This window comes from Acidiplasma aeolicum (genome assembly GCF_001402945.1).
Taxonomy (GTDB): domain Archaea; phylum Thermoplasmatota; class Thermoplasmata; order Thermoplasmatales; family Thermoplasmataceae; genus Acidiplasma; species Acidiplasma aeolicum.
The window spans coordinates 1-20,605 of the sequence record NZ_LKBG01000045.1 but is presented as its reverse complement, the minus strand read 5'-3'; the positions used below and the strand labels follow the sequence as shown (position 1 = coordinate 20,605).

Genomic DNA, 20,605 nt, shown 5'->3' with positions numbered 1-20,605 from the left:
ATCTTTTTTTCATATAAAAAGTAAGTAATAAGTAATAAAATAAATTATTTGGACTTTATTTATTCTAATTCATAAATATATTTGCGTTAATCAAATATATTTATCACAAATGTATCATCTTTAATTTATAATCTGGATTAAATTTATATAGCAAAAAAAATTTTAGTATTGGGGATAAAAATGGTAAGAACAATAACATTGTTGATGACCGGAATATTGCTAATAATAGCCGGCTTTGGTACCTTCATCCAGGGTTATCTGAATACTGTACCATATCCATTATATGTGGAAATAGTGGGTGCCGGACTGTTCATTATAGGCCTTGCATTTACAGCCATAGGATTTTCTGAGTATGGACTAAATGACAGGATAAAATTTAAATGATTTTTTAATCTTCTGAAAAGTTTTTTGATTTTTTCTTGGAATTTTTTAGGTAATAGTTTTTTGGTACAGAATACTGGTAAAGTGTATCTATTGTGCTTAACCACATAAAAGGCAATGCCGTTGCCCATAAAATTGCTGAAAATATAATTTGTTGCTCTATTCCATATAATGGGTATAAAGTGGTATTTTCTATTAATGCAATGTAAAAAATTATTAGGGCAGTCATGCTGAACATCATTGCATTGTATTCAACATATGCACGCTTTAATGTATCAATATTTGAATAGATAAGGTAAACTATGAAACCTGAGACAAATGCCATAAGGTTCATTAAGAGGAATATATTATAATATGTATATGCCAGGGCTGTAAAATACGGTATAAACCAGATAAACATAATTATGCTTGAAAAAATTATTAGTGAAATTATTAGATATTTACTTTGTATTCTGGGCTGGACACCTATTTTTGTTAGGACATACATAAAAAATATACCGGCAACAAACATAAGTATGTTTATTCCGAAGAAGAATATTAATGATAATAATTCCAGTTTAAAATAAATTCCAAAAATTTCAGCAATTGGAGTAATTAATATAAAAAATATTGCCATAACTGGAAATATATTGCTATTCCTGATATTTTTTATCTGTGATACAATTTTTATCTGAGTTTTCCTGTTTAGAAATACTGTAAGCATAAAATTACTCAATAAAAGCAGGACAATGCTTTCACTTAGTAGTGTGGTGCTAACTGCTGTGGCTAGTGCAGCCGCTATTGTTGGTAAGGTTGCTGTTAACCCCTCACACTGGCAGCTTAATGCAGATATACCGCCGGTTAATGTTGGGCTTATCATGTTTTTTGCAACGGAGTTGTTTCTAACTATTTTAAATATCATGTAATAATTTTCAGTAAGCAGCGCGGCAAGTATAATATAAAGAACTATTGATTGAATTGAAGTGGTGAAATAAAGATAATTTATTCTCATTATAATTCCATAATAAAAGAAGTATGGTACTTTTTCAATTGGAAAATCTGCATATATTGAATCAACAACTATTTTTGTTGGTTCCACTGGTGTTGATATAACAAGAAACTTTGATATGAATAGCATTGCGATTAAAATGGATATAAATCCGGCACCACGGTAAAATAAACTTCTTTTTTTATTAAAATATAATTCTTCAATAATATCAGCGTAAAATGCTATTATAAGGAATATTATTATTTCATACATTATATATACAATATAAGTCGCCAGTAGCACAATGAATGTTACAAGGCCAATAAATAAAAAATATAAATAAATTCTATCAATAATAGAATTCTTTCTAAAAAATACCAGTAATGGCAGGGCCACGTAAGGAATTATAAAAAATAAAAACTGATAGATTGATGGGTAATATATATTACTGAAAATTACAAAAACATTGGTATAAAATGAATAAAAGAAAAGATAAGCTGTAAAAATTGAAATCAATAGACTCTCGACTACCTCCCTCTTCATAAAATCACATATGTATAATTTTCAATAAACTTATTTATAGAAACTATTCTATAAATAATTAATAATATCATCTTTAAATCTTTGATATATGAATTCCCTGACATTTACATTGGGAATCATAACCATTGTGGTTATGGTTGCCTATGTGTCAGCTGTATTTGCGTATGTATTAAAAAATAAATTTACAATATCATTTTTAAAACTGGCCTCAATAGGCATATTTACCGCAATGATGGCCAGCATGCTCAACGCATTAACCTTTTATATAACAACCACAAGAAGCTTATTGAACACTGCCACCGCCTTCGTTATAGGCATGGCATTAATGACCCAGCCGCTTGTTGCCACATTTATAGGTGTTATCCATGGGGGATTATCCAGAAAGGGGCTTACAAGGGCCATTGGCGTTTCCTTTACAGGTCTAATTATATGGAATGAGGTTTCTATGGGTATTTTTCTGTATTACCTGTTTAATCCAATAATAATACATTTTGATTATTACCATATATTTTATTCTCTTTCATTTGTTTATGCGTTAAGCTATGGAATTAACACAATATATTTTCTGGTCCCAATGACTGTTGAAATGGCAGTGCTTTATTTTGTTTACAAGCCCAAGGGTATGCACAAATATGCGGCAATATCAATATTCACCATGGATTTAGTTTCCCCCACCATACTTGGTAATAACGATTTTGTTTTTATTGGCGGTGTTCTGGAAATGGCCATAATGATAATATTTATGGTAATTTTTCTTGAGTATATTGCATCGCACAGGCTTCTAATGCCAAAAAAAGATGCATACCATATAAAAATGATTTTTATTGATTACCTTTTTATGGGCATAGGAACATTTTTGGGAACAATAATGTTAAAACCCTTTGGGCTGGTATGGATATTTTATGCCATGGGTATAATATTTGGAATGTGGTATTATTATCACAGCATGTTCCTTGAAAATATTAATAAGGCACTGCCTGAAAATAAGGAAAAAATTCCAAGAAAGGTTAGGGCTGCCAAACCCAGAAATTTAATATTCTTTGTGCTTCTTTCATCATTTATAATAGAATTTTTGATGGCCGCATCAATGGATTTTGCCACATATGATTATGTTCCATTTTACAGATTCATAGATACCGTGCCGGTATATAGTGGTGTTTCTGTTACCAGCGTTTATGTACACATAGTATTAAGGGAATTTATATCACCGTTTGTGCCTGCCACAACTGGCGTTTCCAACTTTCTTGTATTATATGATATGGCGGGAGGCGTTTATAAATTCACACCAGTATCAATATTTATTGAAATTTTTTATATTATTGGTTATATAACTGAATCTCCACCATTTTTAATAATTATGGGTCTTGAAATGGGGGCACTTGTTATATCCAGAATTAGGAAACTTGCAGACCGGGGAAAAAAGATCAACCTTGCATTTGCCCTTACTGCGTTTGCAATATACACAGTTGCCGGGCCAAACTTTTTAAATCCGATATGGTACAATAAATTACCATTATGGTTAAGCACAGGTTACGAGGCTGCACTATATCCCTATCTTGTTTTACCATTAATTGGATCATATGTGCTTTATGCCTTTCTGGCACTTCTCTTTGGGAGAAGATCATACTGTTCGACACTATGCCCTGCAGCAGTAATGTATGGTGGTTCACTTGGACAGGCCATGGTTAAGTATAATTATGAATCAAAATTAAGTAAAAAGGAGTCTGGTAAATACTTCAGCAATACTGTTCTATCAATAGCCTCCATGTCATGGATTCTGGCAATACTTGCGTCATTGTTTTCATACTATTACACAAGTACTGGAAGATTGTTTTTTAGCATTTATGGAATAGACCCCTCAGTATTTTATTCCTATTTTATGTGGGATATACTATGGTACATATTCTTTATATCCATACCATTCACCGGCATGAGTCCGTGCAGAAAATATGGCTGGTGCTCCACAGGAACACTTGCGGGTGTATTTAGCGTTCTTGGATTTTTTAAGCTTAAGGTAAAAGATAAAAATATTTGCAAGAACTGCACAACAAGGGACTGTGCAAGCTCATGCGAGGTGGGCCTGTCAACAATGCCAGATGATTTTATTGAAAAGGGATATTTTAAAAGTGTAAAATGTGTTGGTGCAGGTGACTGCATCAGGGCATGCCCATACAATAACATATATTTTTATGATGTCAGGAATTTTGTAAGGGAAAAACTGAAAATTGCAAATAAACATGAAAGCAGCTCAGGTGCCATGAGTGAGATGAAACAGCAAAACATTATAACAAAAAAATAAATTAGGGTGTTAAAATGAATGAAATATTATATTATTATTTTATATTTCAGGTAATACTTGCCTTTGGAATAGTAATTGTTGGAGGTACTGTGGAGGGCTATGGTTATGGTTTATCACTTGGAACCAACTGGCCATATACAAGGGATATGCCGGTTAAGGCCAAGGCCGGTGATCCTGAGGTGTGGCACAGGATACTGGCCACACTGCTCGGAATAAATGCGGTTATTATGGTTATACTTGTTCCAAGGGCACTGGAAATAACAGGATTAATACTGGTAATTATAACAGCACTGCTTGGTATGGCAACACTTTACACCCTTGCAGGTAAGGCACCGGCATTGGTTCAGGGCCTTCATGACATACTTGCATATTCCACTGGAATTACATACCTATTAATAGTTACAGGCCTTTATGGCAATGAACTTCAGTTAATTGAGCATAACATACCCTTATACTTCTTCTTCTTTGTTATATTCATGGGCGGGATGACAACCGGCCAGCGTGGATATCAGAGACCCATAGGCTATTTCAGATTTCCAAAAACCAAATCACAGTGGATATGGAGCATTCATGGTATTGCCGTGTTACTTTTCCTGTTTTCGCTTTCATTCTTTTATTACAGGTACAGCATCGCGTTAATTATAATAGCAGTACAGATTATAGTGGGAATTATTGTATTTGTCTCTGTGAACAAATCAGCATCAAGACCCGGAGCAATTGTACCCATTCATCAGCTATTTACAATATTTATTCTAATGTCAATAATATTTCAGCTAACACTATTTTAAAAAAATTATTTTAAATTTTCATTTATTAACTGCCTTAAAGACCTTCTTAGCATCAAATTAAGTGTTGTCTGTGGTATGTGGAGTTCCTCTGAAAGCTTATCAAGGCCGATTCTTTTGGGAACATCGAAGTATCCCATTTCATATGCCTGCTTTAGTACATAGAGGCTTTTTGTATCTGATTTTCTACCCCTGTGTATTTTTACATCAACGTCCTCTATTTTATATTTCTCCCTTAGTATTTCCGCAATTTTGTCAACCTTGGCACAGTTATCCACCTCAACCTTCCAGTGAGTGTTGCCCTTATAGTCTATTCTTTCTATAAGCGGATTTTTCTTATTTTTTACAAGCGATGATTTTAGGACATCAATAATGGGGCATGAGGCGGTTACAGTTACCCTGAATGTTACAGTATTTTTTGTCCTGTCCAGTATATCTATGTGCTCAAAATCATTGTAATTTTTTAAAAAATCTGCTGTTTTATTTATTATTTCCGGTGATTCTGAATATATTGATACCGTTTCCATGAGCTGATCAGTGTCCCAGCTCCTGCTAATTAACCTCATTTTAATATGATAGTTCTGTATTAAATTTGATGCAAAGCATCTGTCATATTTAAAAATATATGTGACGTCCATTGCTCTCTATTAACAAATACTTAATAATTATTAAATTTTATTATAATTTATAACAATGAATTAAAATATAATAAATAAAAATTTATGTTTGAACATTTTATGACGAAATAAATTATATTTCAATATTTTTTTAAATTTTACCGTAGCCGCCTCCCCCGGGGGTCTCTATAATGACCTCATCGTTTTTATTTAATTCGGATGAGAATTTTGCCGGCATCCTTTTTTTTCTCCCTGATGATATTATATAAAGTGATCCGGTCTTGCCCGGGGAACCACCGTGTATACCCCATGGTTTAACCATAAATCTATCAGCTATTACAGACATATACGTTTGATTTGTAACATAAAATGACCTTATTATACCCTCACCACCTTTATGCAAACCATTTCCACCGCTGCCACGTCTTAATTTATATGCTGTGAAGAACATTGGATATTCCTTTTCTGCTATTTCAATCGGCGTGTTAAGGGTATTTGTCATATTTGAGTGCACCCCGGACTCACCATTGGAATTATACCTGCCACCATTACCTCCACCAATTGTTTCATAATATGACCAGTATTTGCCATTATTCTCACCCCCAAGCATGATATTCATCATTGTGCCTGATGATGCTGCAGGTATTTCCTTTAAAAATTTAGATAAAGCAAGTAAAACTGTATCTGCCACACGCTGTGTTGTCTCCACATTGCCACCAGAAACTGGATGCGGTTTTTCTGGGTTTAACAGGGATTTTTCTGGAACATTAAGGTCTATTATTGAATAAAAACCATCATTTGTGGGAATGTCCTGATTAATTGCACTTCTGATTGAAAATGAAGCGGATGAAAATGTTACCCCAAGGACAGCATTTAAGGGATAATTTATCTGATTATCCGTGCCGGAAAAATCAGCTATAATGCCGTTTTTTGTTACTGAAAGCTTTAGTTTTAATTTTATTAAACCATCATTTTTCTCAAGGAAATCCTCTGATTCATATGTGCCCTGGGGCCATTCAGCCATTGCATGCAGTGATAATTCTCTTGAATGATCTATTAATGTGTTCCATGAGGCATTTATATCATCTCCTGAATATCTATCCAGAAGTTCCTTAATCCTTTTTATTCCCATTCTGTTTGCGGCCATCTGTGCATTAAGGTCCCCTGCTGCAGTATCAGGGTCCTTGAAATTTGATAGTATAAATTTTATGACATCACTGGAAGCCTTTACAGGTGGTATTATGGTGCCCTCCTGATACAAATTTATTGCCTCCGGGTTCAAACTGCCAAATACAGGGCCGCCAACATCAACGTTATGTGCCTTGTTTATAACATAACAAAAAAGTTCGTTCCGGTAATATACAGGTGCAATAAATGTAACATCATTTAGATGTGTCCCTGAAATATATGGATCGTTGGTTACAAGCATTTCATTTTCTCCCAGAATTATACCGTTTTGATTCATATAATCTATTATATTTTTTGCGCCTACCTTAAACGAACCAAGATGCACCGGTATGTGTTCTGCCTGCGCCACAATTCTGCCATTTTTATCCAGAACTGCACAGCTATGATCCATTCTTTCCCTTATATTTGGCGATAGTGCAGATCTTTTCAGTGATACCCCCATTTCCTCCGCAATAAACTGCGTTGCCTTACCTATTATTTCCCAGTTCATCTTACCACCACTATTTCATTATTTTTACCCAGATGGGCATTCCAATTTTCAGGTATAAATGTGCTGCTGCCATCCTCCTCTATAACACAGGGTCCGGCAATATTTTCACCGGCAATAAGGCTGCTTCTTGAATACACATTGATTTCTGTCCATTCCCCATTTATATATGCCTTTCTTTTAACAAATATTTTTTTATTGCTCTTTTCGATTTTTATTTCTGGTTTTTCCCTCCTTTCAATGCCAAAAACACGTATTGTAAATATTTCAATAGGCTTATTAAGCCTGAATCCAAATGTATTATAATGTATATTTTCAAAATCCTCAAAGATCCTATCACGACTTATTTCTTTAACCGGCACAGTTAATTCTGAACCCTGACCATAATACCTGCAATCGGCATACATTAGAAATTCAGGATTTTTAAGTTTTCCGAGGAGTTTATTTTTCAGCTCATTAAAATCTGATTCGAGATTTTCTGGATATGATTTACGCGCCTCATAACGCATATCTGAGTATGTTAATCCCAGGGCACTGAAAACACCAGGGCCAGGGGGTATGACCACTGTTTTTATTCCAATTTCCTCAGCAATTTTAACCGCAAACTGTGGGCCTGCACCACCGAAACCAAAGAGGGTGAAGGCTGAGGGGTCAAGACCCCTTTCAACGGTAACAAGGCGGATGCCCCTGGCCATCTCAAGAATTGCAAGCTTAACAGCATTTTCGGAAATTTCATAGGGGTCTCCAAGAGTTGACAGTGCCTTTAATGAGAGGTCCTTTCTTAGCTTAAAATCAGAACCGGACATGGTATCGCTGATAATGCCAAGAACCAGATTTGAATCTGTAAGGGTTGGATATTTACCACCCCTGTTATAACATACCGGACCGGGGTCAGAACCTGCACTTTTAGGACCAATATTTAGACCGCCTGCACTATCCTTCCATATTATTGTTCCACCGCCGGCAGAAACCTCTGACAGGTCAATGAATGGAAACCTCACAGGATACCCTGAACCCTTTATTATCCTTCCATGGTGAGATGAACCGCCAACCTCATATTCAGATGTAATCTCAAAATTCCCGTTAAGTACCGTGCCGGCCTTTGCCGTTGTGCCGCCCATATCAAATGCAATTACATTTTTTATATCCATTATCTTGGCAAATTCTGCTGCGGCTATAACACCTGCGGCCGGACCTGATTCAATTATATTTACGGGCTTTTCAGATGCCTCGTCGCTAAAAATAAGGCCACCAGCATTTGACATGATTTTAATATCAAAATTTCCAAAATCTCTAATGGAGTTTTCCAGATTTTTTATATATTGCGAGGTTACAGGTGAAAGTGCGGCATTAACAACAGTTGTTGACATCCTTTCAAATTCACGCGGTTCGGGTGATACATCGTATGAAATTGATATGTTTTTAAATTTGTTTTCCAGAATTTTTTTGGTTCTTATTTCATTATCTGCATTTTTGTACGAGTGTAAATAACAAACAGCAACTGATTTTACACCCTTTTCCAGCATTTTTTTCTCTATATTTTCTATTTCATCATTATTTATAGATTCAATTATATGACCATTTACGTCTGTTCTCTCATGGACCTCATATCGTAAATTCTCTGGAACAAGGATCCTTGGTCTGTGAAAGTTTAAATTATATAACTCAGGCCTGTTCTGCCTTCCTATCTCTATTATATCCTTAAATCCATATGTTGTTAGAATGGCAACCCTGGGAAGCTCAAGCCCATACTGGCCAAGCAATGAGTTTGTTGCGATTGTTGTTGCATGAAGAAACTCGTCAATTTTTTTACCATTTAAATATTTTTTAAGGCCGTTTAACACTCCTATTTCTGGATTTTTTGGTGTTGTTGGCACCTTATAATAACTAACGTTTTTATTTTCTATAACAACTATGTCAGTAAAGGTTCCACCTATGTCCACAGAAACTAGTACCATAAACTGTAAATTACCATACTATTATTAAGTTTCCTATAAAAACTAATTCATTTATCCGGAAATATAAAATAAATATTTAAATATATGATATTTTTCATAAATTATGTCAAGGTCAAGGGATATAATTCTGGCATCAATGGTTGGAACGATAATAGAGTGGTATGGCATATTTATTTTTTCCTCAGGGGCGGATTATATATCCAAGGTTTTTTATCCGTTTGTAACATCATCGGTGGCCATACTTTTAACACTTTTAACATTCGCGCTTGGATTCGTAACAAGGCCCGTTGGTGCCTATATATTTGGGCATTATGGTGATAGAATAGGCAGAAAAAAAATGCTTTTACTGACATTGATGATATCTGGCATATCCACAGGACTTACCGGTTTAATACCAGGTTATGCCAGCATTGGAGTGGCTGCCATAATTATCCTGGTTATTCTAAGGCTGGTACTTGGATTTGGCCTTGGTGGTGAATGGGGTGGTGCCATGCTTTTAACACTGGAAAATTTCCAGTCCAGGAGGGGATTCTATTCATCCTTTGTGCAGTCAACTGTTGGACTTGGCCTGCTAATTGGTGTTTTTATTTTTTTTCCACTGGCATATTATCTACCGGCAAGTGCAATGATAGCCTATGGCTGGAGGATTCCATTTTTATTTAGTTTTGTAATATTAATTATTGGTGCTTTTATAAGGCTTAAGGTATCAGAAACACCTGTTTTTGAGAATGAAATAAAATCCAAAAAAATCCAAAAATCGCCGTTTAAGGTGTTAATGAAAAGGCACTGGAAGGGTGTTCTAACAGGAACAATTCTTGCAGGTTCCTCCGGAAATTTCTTCTATTTTGCTATTGCACTGCTGCCGGTGCTTATGGAGGAAATTTATAAGATGCCGGTATACTTTGGATTAATAGGTACTGCTATTTTCGGCATTGCGGATATAATATTTGTATTCATGGGCGGGATGATTTCAGATGCCAAGGGAAGAAAAATAATAATAGCATTTGCGAATATCCTTGCACTGGTAATAATATATCCATCAGTATATCTTGTATCAGATTATTATTTTATAATTTTTATAACACTCTTCGGGGTGGCCCATGGTCTAAGCTATTCACCTTTGGGGGCAATGATATCAGAAATATTCCCTGCTGATGTCAGGTATTCTGGTAATTCTGCAGCATACCAGTATGGAAATTCATTTATAGGAGGTCCGGCACCCTATGTTTCTGATTATCTCGGTGGCATTTCTTATGTACTATATCCTGTTTTTACCGTAATTTTTATACTAATAGCCCTTGGTACAGTCATTAAAACAGGTGAGACGAGGAATTTATCAATGGATGTAACAGACGAGGTTGAATCGTAAATTTTTACTTTTTTAAATTAAATATATATAATTATTAATTATAATCAGGTGTGCATGATGTAATTGTGGTTGGTTCGGGTCCAGCGGGTTCCTATTTATCATACAGTCTGTCAAAAAAAGGCTATAATGTTCTAAATCTTGAGGAACATAAAGAGATAGGGAAACCTGTTGAATGCACAGGCCTTGTATCCAAAAGGGTTTTTGATTACATTAAATCGAATTCCAGGATTAATTCAGTGCATGGTGCAAATATATATTTTCCAAATGGAAAGTACATACATGTAAGGAAAACTGAGGAAACAATAGTAATGTACAGGGATGATTTTGACAAGGATGCGTCCGCAATGGCCATATCTGCAGGTGCAGATGTAAGTATAAATTCCAGGGTTATGGACGTTAGTATTAATAATGAGTATGCCGAGGTCAAGTATAAAAAAAATGGAGAGATAATGTATGCAAAGGCCCAGATTGTTGCAGGTGCTGATGGGGCTAACAGCACTGTAAGAAAAATACTTTACAGGAAGCGCCCGGAAAAAATAATATCAACATATCAGGTTGATTCTGCAGCAAGGCTTGAAGATCAGGATGATGTAAATGTTTACATAGGATCACATAACAGCAGGGGTTTTTTTGGGTGGGCAGTACCATCCGGTGATATTACCCGCATAGGTGTTGGGGTTGACCGTGTTAATGCCATAAAATATTTTAAGAATATAAACAAAACCTATGGAGATAATAAGATAATAGGCATAAACGCAGGACCAATACCAATAAGATATCTTAAAAAAACATACGGGAACAGATCAGTTCTTGTTGGAGATGCGGCAGGTATTGTAAAACCATTATCTGGTGGCGGTATATATACAGGCATAGTATCTGCAAAAAATGCTGCCGAGGCAATAGACAGGAGCTTTCAGCATGAGGATTTTTCAGAAAAATCTTTATCGTTATATGAAAAACTCTGGAAAAAGGAAATTGGAAGGGAGCTTAAGATGGATGCCAGAATACAGGATTATTATTCCAGATTAAGCATAAATGATAGATTATTAAACAAGATATATAATGCAATAAATAATGAAAATATTATTAATAAAATTAACTCACTGGGTGATATTGACTATCCCTCAAGGGTGGTGATTTCCGTTATTTTTAAAAGACCACAGCTGTTAAAATACCTTATTTTTAGAAAATAATTAAATTAATTAAATATGTGGGTATTACTGGAAAAATGAATTCAAAACTGGTATATTTATTGCTTTTAATTCTTGTTGTATTTTTCTGGGGTGTAACATTTCCAATAATGAAGATCTCACTTTATTATATAACACCAGGAATGCTGCTTGCATTTAGATTTCTGCTATCTGCTGCTCTCGTTTTACCCTTAATATTTAAAAATAAGAATAGAAAGGAAAGGCATAATGTGGTTTATGGTATAACCGCCGGTGTTCTGTTATTTATAGCATATTATTTTCAGACAGTGGGGTTAAAGTATACAACATCCTCACAGTCTGGCCTCATTACCGGACTCTATGTTGTCCTTCTGCCACTGATTTCATTTTTGTTTTTAAAAATGAGGATAAAGAAAATTGATGTGCTTTCAGCAATAATGGGGCTTATTGGCCTTATAATGATGTCGTCATTTAATTTTTCTGGGAAATATGCATTTGGCGATTTTCTAACGTTTTTATGTGCCATATTTTATGCTATTCAAACAGTTTACGTTTATAAATACACAAAATATCTTGACACAATGGTGTTTTCATTTTACCAGTTATTGATGGTCGGCATCCTGTCATTATTTTTTATGCCGTTAAATATAAGAATTTATTCCGGACTTAAGGTTCCCGTGGTCATCTTTACAATAGTATTCACAGCACTGTTCGCAAGCCTTTTTGCCATAATTATTAATACAAGGGCGCTGAGATACGTGGAACCAACCGCCGCGGGCATTATTTATGTTGGTGAGCCTGTTTTTGCAGTAATTTCCTCAATATTTATATTAAATGAAATACCAACTTATTATATTATTGCTGGAGGTTTAATAATAGTTATATCAATGTTTATAGAAACCATTAATAAGTATTATGAGGGAAAAAACAGCTATGCAATTTAACTATATATCATATATATTCTTATATATAATATATGAATAATATTAATATCTATATCAATTATTAAATTTTTATGGGAAATGATATAAAAAATATAAATGAAGCCCTGGATAATGCAACGGGAAAATTCCATTTAAAGACATTTCTAACAGCAGGTATGGGATTTTTTACGGATGCATATGACCTCTTCATAATAGGAACAGTTATAGCAATACTCCCAATGGTTGGGTGGAGCCTAACAACCACAGACAAGGCATTAATAGGATCAACCTCTCTAATAGCTGCTGTGGTTGGTGCACTTACATTTGGAAGGCTTCTGGATTATTTGGGCAGGAAGGCAGTATATGGTCTGGAGCTGGTGCTTCTTGTTATTGGGGCAATTGGCAGTGCGCTTTTATCGTTTAAAAATCCAGCAGTTTTAATAGGATGGAGATTTCTCCTTGGTGTGGGCATAGGTGGGGACTATGCAACTTCTTCTGTTATCATGGCTGAGTATTCAAACATTAAAACAAGGGGCAAATATGTCGGAAGCATTTTATCAATGCAGAGTATAGGCCTTGTTGTTTCCTCACTGATTGCCCTTGCATTTCTTTTAAATGCAACTGTAATACCGCTGGCATATGCATGGAAGATCCTCCTTATAGTCGGGGCAGTACCACCAATGTTTGTGATATATTACAGAAGAAAAATGCCCGAGCCACCAAGATACACGGTTGCAAGGGGAGATGCTAAAAAAGCGGCGGAGAATCTCAAAAACTATACAGGCCTTGATGTGAATGTATCCGGTGATCATGAAAAAGTCAATGCACCATGGTACACATTATTTAAGGATAGAAAATTTTTAATAACATTAATAGGAACTGCAGGTGCATGGTTTTTAATGGACTGGGCATTTTATGGGAACTCAATTATGTCAAATGATATCTTTAAATTCGTTATAACACAGACAGGACTTGCGGGACTTATAAGAAGCACAGAATATTCTGCATTGATATTCACGGTGGCGGCACTTCCGGGTTACTGGCTTGCAACATTTACTCTTGATAAAATAGGAAGAAAGCCAATACAGGTGATAGGTTTTGTGATGCTGGCAGTTACCTACGGAATTTTGGCACTGTTCCCTGTTCTGGATACAGTATCACACGTTGATGAATTCCTTGTGATATATGGTATAAGTTATTTCTTTATGATGTTTGGTCCAAACGTTACAACCTTTGTTTACCCACCAGAGGTTTTTCCGGTTACAACAAGGGGGCTTGGATCTGGCATTTCTGCTGCCGGGGGTAAAACCGGGGCATTCATAGGAACCTTTGTTGATGTCTTTATAATAGCCAGTGGATTATCCCTTTTAATGACAATACTTGCCATATTTGCCATAGCAGCAACCATAATAACAGTATTATGCCTTCCAGAACCAAAGGGCAGGGCCATTGAGGAGGTATCCAGAGAGTCACAGTATATAACCACAAAGCAATAAATTTTTTAATTTTTTATTTTATTATATATTTCTATATTCCCTTTAATTTTACCATCTTCCAAAAAAAATATTCCGCAGTCTATTAATGAATCTATATAAGACCTGAATTTTAGTTCATCAATATTTCTATTAAATAGATGCCTATAATTCCTTAATAAAATTTCAGCATCAAGCGGGATCATATCTCCATGTATTATTGAAAAATAATAATATGAGTATGCTGTTCTTACATAGGGTTTAACAGAATCATTTGCTGCAAAAATTTCAGGAATGGCTGAAAATGTCATGGCAAACATTTCCCTGTCATTTTTAAAACCGGGGTCCTCATTTTTGTATATTATTATTTTATCATACCTTTCTTCATATTTTAATATACCACTATGTTTTATAAGGGAGAAAAATTTTATTCTTTTTGTATCTGCCTGCCTTGATGTGTCCAGTATTACATTCCCATTATTATCCAGGGATCTAAAAATCTCCATCATGGGTGTGTAGGCCATCCTTATTTCAGGTATTTTTGCAAGATAATTCCCGGCATATGATATAATTTTTAAAATATAACTCTTATTTAGTTCAGCGATTTTTGATTTTATCTGCATGAGAGCTGAATTAAACTCCGGACCCTTTATTGTGATATATCCATAAATATTTTCAGCCTCCAGATAAAATACATGGCCAATTTTATTTATTAAATGTATGGAGAGCACATGCTCTGGCAGGAATAAATCTGCATAGGCATTTATCTTTCCAAGGGTTTCTATGGAATCTGGATCAATAAACAAAAAATCTCCATAGTTTTCATGAAGAAATTTATTAAAAAGTGATATTAAATTATCTTTGGTTGTTTGTAACATCTGGTATTTTTGTGTAAAATAATACCTAGCGGTATTCAAAGGCATCACCCTGATACTCTGTAAGCAATTTAAGCTGGCTGGCTGAATCTGAATTTATATTGACATAAACTACCATTTTATTCCTTGATTTTATGAATATCTCCCGAAGTTCATTTTCGGAATATGCCTTAAAAACATTCTTGAATTTATCATTGTAATAATTTATATCCAATATTTTATCATTAACGGATATATCGGGATTGATTTCAATAAATCTACCGGATATAAAGGCTGCCGGAAAAGAATAAAATATACCATCAGGTATATCTGCATTGCCGCTGAACGTTGAATAATCCATGAATAATGCCACAATTCTTCCTTGTTTCATGTATGAAAGCGCATTGGTCATGTTAGAGTCTTCTGAAAGAGATATTGATAATTTTCCTGCATACTTTTTTTTAAGTTTTTTGTTAACAATGCCTTCTATTGTTTTGTAAGCATTATCAAAACTGTGCCTAATTCCTGTTATCCTGTTAAAACCAAAAGTCCTTGATAATTCAATTGGGCTTAAAACACCATCGAGACCCATTGCATTATATATATTAGAATTAACGGTAATACTAAGAGTGTTTATAACGTTATATCTCGCATCGTTTATTGTATTGTAAACAATATTTAAAGCCATATAACAGTAAAAATATAACATTGGGCTATATAAATTATTACATATAACCGGTGTTTTATAACTGACTTTTTTAAATAAATATTAAAAGTAAAATTATTTTCTAACGTTATCCATTATTTTTCTGTCCAGACCAGAAAGGCTTCTGGCCTTTGTTTCAAAGCCTTTTCTCTGCCATATTACTGTCATTGTTAATGATAGCAAGAATATTAACATGACGGCGGATGCGGGAATGATAAATGGAAGTGATGTGTATGTTAAAAGTATTATAATGATGCCTGTACCAACCCATACGGTAAATCTAACAAGTGAAACATAGGTTCCCCTTTTATATGTTGGAAATATTTCAGGCTCAAGCATTCCACGTGATGCCCAGGTAATCTCACCGGGAATGAATAAAAGTACCATTAATGCGACAAGAACCAATCCGTATGTGCTGTGTGTTAATGCCTCAAATAACCATAGAACCCCCCAGAAAACTACCAGTAGGCCATAGGACATTATTGTAAATGTCTTCCTGTTCATTTTTTCAACAATGATAAGGCTTGTGATTATACCCACTATCGTCATTGTAAATCCGCCAATTATCGGTATATCATCTGCGAGTCCCAATGAGAAATAGCTGTAGCCAACGCCATATGAAAAATAAACAAATGCAACATCCTGTGCAATGCCTATTATAATGAGTATAAGAAAGCGCAATGGCAGACCAATATGTGGATTTACAGGTTCTGCATCGTTATCTATCTGCCATGCGTCCTCAACATCGCTGTTTGATTTTAATGCACTCCATGGAATGCTCTCCTTAACATAGAACCATGAAAGCCCAAGTGCGATAAGTGGGGCTATAAAAAGCATGGATATTGCAAGCCTGCTTATCGAATCTGAAAGATGAAGAAAGATGGGGATAAAGGTTAATGCAACCCCAACATTCCCAAAGTTCTGAACAATAACCAGTGATTTTCCTCTAACATTTGCAGGAACGGATTCAACAATCATTGATAAAATTGGTGTTTCAAGTCCTATGGCGGCCATTCCAACAAGAATAAATGATATTATAAGGGCAATAACAAGGTTTGATAAAAAGACAAATATTGCTATACCAATAACAATCATTGCAGACGTGATCATAAAAGACCCGCGCCTGCCTATTTTATCTGCCAAACGCCCTGAGAGAAGTGCCCCAACACCCCCGGCTATATATGGCAGACCCAATCCAATATAAAAGTACTTTGAGGGTAAAATTCCTCCTATTACAGAAACGGGGCCATAACTTTCGGCAACACCATAAACGAGCATCCCCATTGCAAGTGCTATTAGCACCAAGGCGGGGGTGCCTTTTCCACCACTTATTTTATTATTTCCATCCTTAAAATGACCGGGCAAATTACCATCAATATTATCAGCTCCCTGTTCCATTATGGAAAAGTTAAAAAAGTTATAAAAAGCTTTCTCAAAATTTTTTTTTAAAAATGACAAATATCATGAGTTTTAATGTATGCTGTCCAGATTTTATTAAGTTGCCGAACAAACACAGTGAGCTACCTCATGCTGAAACAATGAGGCTTCCTTATTCATTGACAGTTCTATTTTAATTTATATCCATATTGATTTTTAAAATTTCTGCATTATGCTGTGGTCTCGTATCCTAAAATTTTCTTTTTAATAACGTCCTTTGCCTCATCATAATTCTTTGCTGTTTTCCATATATTTATAAATATGATATCACCAACACTTTTTTTTATGGCATCCATGTGTATGTCACGATCGTCTATGTAAACTATTCTATCAGGAGTTATATTAATTCCCTTGGCTTTTAGTATATTAATTAAGTCAAGCAGTCTTTTATCCTTGTCCGGGGTATAATCAGTTGCATTATAATCGAATAAATCAATTATGCCAAATTTCTCCAGGGCCTCCATGGCATGTTCCTTTTTATTCCAGCTAAGGCTGGTTATTATGGCGCCATGCCTTTTACACCAGATCATAAATTCAACAGCACTTTTATAAATTGTTACCACGGTATTTTCCCCACGTATTTTCTCTGAATCTATTTTTTCATAGGGTGGATTAATTCCAGATATGTTTAAATTATCCCAAACAGTGCCGTCCAGATCCATTGCCAGCAGCCATGGTTTACCTTCCATGATAGGTTTATTATAATCTTTAAATAAACTTATCTAACCAAAATTTAAAATTTTATATCAAAAATAACAATAACGCATTATAAATATTTTTTTTAAAATGAAAAATGGGATTTATGACTAAAAATCACTTAATGCCCCTGTGTACCTTTACAGCTATGCCATCTTTATAATATTTCATTTCAGTTCCTGAAACTGTTGCCTTACCAACGGCACAGAGCCTGTCCGAAGAATCTACAACAAGCACATCATTTCCTGCAATTATATTATGATCAAAATCTAATATGAATTTGAAGAACACATTATAACCCTTTGAGTTAAACTCTGCACTGTCTTCTGTAACAACAACCCGTGATAATGGATAATCAAGCATTGCCAATAAAAAAATACCTCCATCTGGAGTTAATGTAAAAAACCCATCGTTTCTCATTGTTGCAATTAGTTTTGAATTCCTTATTATGTTTCTAATATGACCGGTGGTCTTAGATTTAATAATCTGGTCATTATTATTAAAAAAGTTTTTAACACCGAACTGGTAGTCAAAAACAGTATTGATTTTTTCCAGATCAAAATCCCTAATTTTTTCTTTTATGGTATAATCTGTATACGGTATTACTTCGTCATTTATTGATTTTAAATACCTTATATAAGAATCCCTCAGGTCATTGAATATTAATTCTGATGAAACCATCTGCCCAACAGGGAATGTGTTTTCAAGTTCAACAGGAATATATATGCCATTCCATGGAACAAGTATATTAAAATCGTTTTGCTCATAAAAATCTATTAATTTTTGACCCGTGGGCATACCGGGTTTCCATAATTTTTTTGGGATTAAAATAGTTTTTTTACCGTTTGAGATGTATTTGTATGTGTAATTTTTTAATCTTTTTACCCACGGGTTTTCAAGCGAATTGGAATCAAAATAATAGAATGGTGATTTGGATGAAATACTCTGGAATTTAGTTAGAGTATTTTCACTTAAAATGTTAATATAAGCTCTGTAAAGGGCCGGATGTGCATGTGCTATTTCCTCAACATACTGATAAAGTGTATTTTCGTATATCCTCTCCTTAATTTCGTTAATTTCCATAAAAATTGCCTTAAGATTATGCTTTGCCAGTTCCTTTAGTCTAATTTCCTCTGATTCCTGAATTAATTCCTGTGGTTTATACCGCCCATATAATGGGCTCCATTCAGGAAAATCGAGGAGATCCTTTAAGGATCTTGTACCCTCATGATACAATATTCTATTATCCTTGGCATATTTTATATAGGATGCTGAATCAAAGAGATCCACCCCAAGCATTACTGAAAAGGCGAAAAACATTGGATGTCCACCTCCAAATAAATGAACCGGCCTTGAAAAATCTGCATTTATTTTTGAATTTATAATAATTTTAACCAGATCATCATACCTGTATGATTCCAGAAGTGGTACAACACCACCTATTGGCAGATAGGGTGCCCTTGACATTAACTGTGCTGAAAGACTCCTTAAATCAGGATATACTGAACCCTGAATTGGACCGGCTATAATATCATCACCTATATCTATTTCCTGTAATCTACGGTATGTTTCCTCCACAGCATGTTTTGATTCTTCATATTTATCCTCTGGCCGGGTAAATATATCAAGTATGGTTATTATATCGCTTCCTATCTTTTTCTGAAAATCAACAATTTCCTTATTTGTATATTCAATATCACCATAAACGTAACTCTGGAATGTTCCTGAATCTGTCATTATGGGGCCGTTAAATCCTATTAATTTATGCACACCATATTTAAGAGCATTTTCCCTCAGCGAATCTGTTCTCCTAATTATATAGCTGTTTGTTATTACGGCCTGGGCACCCAGGCTTCTTAGCTCACTCTCTGATAAAAAATTTAGATTTGGATTAATAACAGGTAATACTGTTGGTGTTTCTATATCACCATGTTTTGTATGGAACTTTGCAATCCTTGCCAGATTTTCCCTGTAAAGCAGATGCATGTCAACGTATGGTAAATTTATATATAATGTTAGCCTAATTGCTTTTTAGAAGTTCTGTGCCGATTGCATCAGATATTTTATTTAGTATTAGTTTAAAGTTTTCTATTTCATCCTTATTAAGGTTTTTAAGAGATTCCGATATAATATTTTTAATGAATAATCCAAGTTCCTCATAATAGTTTCTGCCCTCTTTTGTTAATTCCACATTGACTATTCTGCGGTCATTCATGTCGTGTTTTCTCAAAAGCAGATTTTTTCTCTCAAGTCTATCCACTATATCTGTAACCCAGCCATTTGCCAGTGATAATTCTCCCGCGATATTTTTCATTGGCTGCTGACCCTTGGTAAGAAGGTAAATTATTTTGTAGTCTGTAATGGTCAAACCATCCTTTTCCAGCCTTAATTTGATTTTCTTTATATAACATCCAAGTATTTTATCCAGATATTCCCAGATTTCTAATGTATCGTCCAATTTTACTCACCTTTTTAATTTAACAGCCTGCTCCTCATTTGATATTCTTTTAGATGAACCTGACTTTTTGGTTAATGGATCCCTGATAAATGATAATAGTGCACCCACAAGTGTTATTGCAAAGGCAACATAGAATACCACATGTAAGGAGGACATGAATGTTGGGGCAAATATGGTGGGGAACCATGTGCGCTGGGTTATTGTACTTAATGCTGTTGGACTTATTGATGTAACTACACTGGATGGTAGTATGCTTAATATGGCCTTTATAGGATTAATGCCAAGAAGTGCACCAA

Annotated in this window: 17 protein-coding genes and 1 pseudogene; 7 read left to right on the top strand and 11 right to left on the bottom strand. The window is 34.8% G+C overall.

Features of this window, described 5'->3' with window-relative positions; all coding sequences use genetic code 11:
* The first annotated feature begins 180 nt into the window (after positions 1 to 180).
* Complete coding sequence (locus tag AOG54_RS01680) at positions 181 to 384, top strand: hypothetical protein (RefSeq protein WP_048101952.1); 204 nt, start codon at positions 181 to 183, stop codon at positions 382 to 384.
* A gap of 4 nt (positions 385 to 388) precedes the next feature.
* Here AOG54_RS01680 and AOG54_RS01675 read toward each other — a convergent pair whose 3' ends face one another.
* The gene (locus tag AOG54_RS01675) at positions 389 to 1,891 is read right to left on the bottom strand and encodes a hypothetical protein (RefSeq protein WP_048101953.1); all 1,503 of its coding nucleotides are present in this window, start codon (positions 1,889 to 1,891) and stop codon (positions 389 to 391) included.
* A gap of 88 nt (positions 1,892 to 1,979) precedes the next feature.
* Here AOG54_RS01675 and AOG54_RS01670 point away from each other — a divergent pair, with 88 nt between their 5' ends.
* Both AOG54_RS01670 and AOG54_RS01665 read left to right on the top strand, forming a co-directional pair.
* A complete protein-coding gene (locus tag AOG54_RS01670; protein WP_048101954.1) occupies positions 1,980 to 4,190 on the top strand; it encodes a 4Fe-4S binding protein in 2,211 nt (736 codons plus the stop codon).
* 14 nt (positions 4,191 to 4,204) lie between these two features.
* Complete coding sequence (locus AOG54_RS01665) at positions 4,205 to 4,978, top strand: hypothetical protein (RefSeq protein ID WP_048101955.1); 774 nt, start codon at positions 4,205 to 4,207, stop codon at positions 4,976 to 4,978.
* A gap of 5 nt (positions 4,979 to 4,983) precedes the next feature.
* Here AOG54_RS01665 and AOG54_RS01660 read toward each other — a convergent pair whose 3' ends face one another.
* The 3 genes from AOG54_RS01660 to AOG54_RS01650 all read right to left on the bottom strand — a co-directional run bounded on the left by AOG54_RS01660 (position 4,984) and on the right by AOG54_RS01650 (position 9,225).
* Positions 4,984 to 5,613, bottom strand: coding sequence for a helix-turn-helix domain-containing protein (locus AOG54_RS01660; protein ID WP_048101956.1), 630 nt, complete (start codon positions 5,611 to 5,613; stop codon positions 4,984 to 4,986).
* Between the two features lie 130 nt (positions 5,614 to 5,743).
* Positions 5,744 to 7,270 carry a hydantoinase B/oxoprolinase family protein gene (locus AOG54_RS01655; RefSeq protein WP_055032324.1) on the bottom strand — a complete coding sequence of 509 codons (1,527 nt, stop codon included), beginning with the start codon at positions 7,268 to 7,270 and terminating at the stop codon, positions 5,744 to 5,746.
* Positions 7,267 to 9,225 carry a hydantoinase/oxoprolinase family protein gene (locus tag AOG54_RS01650; RefSeq protein ID WP_048101958.1) on the bottom strand — a complete coding sequence of 653 codons (1,959 nt, stop codon included), beginning with the start codon at positions 9,223 to 9,225 and terminating at the stop codon, positions 7,267 to 7,269. The genes AOG54_RS01655 and AOG54_RS01650 overlap by 4 nt, the downstream gene beginning before the upstream one ends.
* A gap of 103 nt (positions 9,226 to 9,328) precedes the next feature.
* On the opposite strand from AOG54_RS01650, the gene AOG54_RS01645 reads away from it, so the two are divergent.
* The 4 genes from AOG54_RS01645 to AOG54_RS01630 all read left to right on the top strand — a co-directional run bounded on the left by AOG54_RS01645 (position 9,329) and on the right by AOG54_RS01630 (position 14,182).
* Entirely contained in the window at positions 9,329 to 10,594 is a 1,266-nt protein-coding gene (locus tag AOG54_RS01645; protein WP_048101959.1) for an MFS transporter, read from the top strand.
* Between the two features lie 50 nt (positions 10,595 to 10,644).
* Positions 10,645 to 11,787 (top strand): geranylgeranyl reductase family protein, encoded by a 1,143-nt coding sequence (locus AOG54_RS01640; protein WP_048101960.1) that lies wholly within the window; start codon positions 10,645 to 10,647, stop codon positions 11,785 to 11,787.
* Between the two features lie 35 nt (positions 11,788 to 11,822).
* Entirely contained in the window at positions 11,823 to 12,707 is an 885-nt protein-coding gene (locus AOG54_RS01635) for a DMT family transporter (RefSeq protein WP_048101961.1), read from the top strand.
* A 71-nt stretch (positions 12,708 to 12,778) separates the two neighbouring features.
* Positions 12,779 to 14,182, top strand: a complete 1,404-nt coding sequence (locus AOG54_RS01630; RefSeq protein WP_055032323.1) for an MFS transporter — start codon at positions 12,779 to 12,781, stop codon at positions 14,180 to 14,182.
* A 5-nt stretch (positions 14,183 to 14,187) separates the two neighbouring features.
* Here the strand turns inward: AOG54_RS01630 and AOG54_RS01625 are convergent, their stop codons facing one another.
* From AOG54_RS01625 to AOG54_RS09800, 7 genes and pseudogenes are all read right to left on the bottom strand, one after another.
* The gene (locus AOG54_RS01625) at positions 14,188 to 15,075 is read right to left on the bottom strand and encodes a hypothetical protein (protein WP_156150331.1); all 888 of its coding nucleotides are present in this window, start codon (positions 15,073 to 15,075) and stop codon (positions 14,188 to 14,190) included.
* The gene (locus AOG54_RS01620) at positions 15,062 to 15,700 is read right to left on the bottom strand and encodes a hypothetical protein (protein WP_048101964.1); all 639 of its coding nucleotides are present in this window, start codon (positions 15,698 to 15,700) and stop codon (positions 15,062 to 15,064) included. Before AOG54_RS01620 ends, AOG54_RS01625 begins: the two co-directional genes overlap by 14 nt.
* A 93-nt stretch (positions 15,701 to 15,793) precedes the next feature.
* Positions 15,794 to 17,116 carry an MFS transporter gene (locus AOG54_RS01615; RefSeq protein ID WP_052656809.1) on the bottom strand — a complete coding sequence of 441 codons (1,323 nt, stop codon included), beginning with the start codon at positions 17,114 to 17,116 and terminating at the stop codon, positions 15,794 to 15,796.
* A gap of 209 nt (positions 17,117 to 17,325) precedes the next feature.
* A complete protein-coding gene (locus AOG54_RS01610) occupies positions 17,326 to 17,844 on the bottom strand; it encodes a magnesium-dependent phosphatase-1 (RefSeq protein WP_048101965.1) in 519 nt (172 codons plus the stop codon).
* A gap of 124 nt (positions 17,845 to 17,968) precedes the next feature.
* The gene (tgtA, locus tag AOG54_RS01605; protein ID WP_048101966.1) at positions 17,969 to 19,837 is read right to left on the bottom strand and encodes a tRNA guanosine(15) transglycosylase TgtA; all 1,869 of its coding nucleotides are present in this window, start codon (positions 19,835 to 19,837) and stop codon (positions 17,969 to 17,971) included.
* Between the two features lie 34 nt (positions 19,838 to 19,871).
* Positions 19,872 to 20,309, bottom strand: coding sequence for a MarR family winged helix-turn-helix transcriptional regulator (locus AOG54_RS01600; RefSeq protein ID WP_048101967.1), 438 nt, complete (start codon positions 20,307 to 20,309; stop codon positions 19,872 to 19,874).
* Between the two features lie 6 nt (positions 20,310 to 20,315).
* Positions 20,316 to 20,605: pseudogene (locus AOG54_RS09800) on the bottom strand (MFS transporter); the annotation flags it as partial.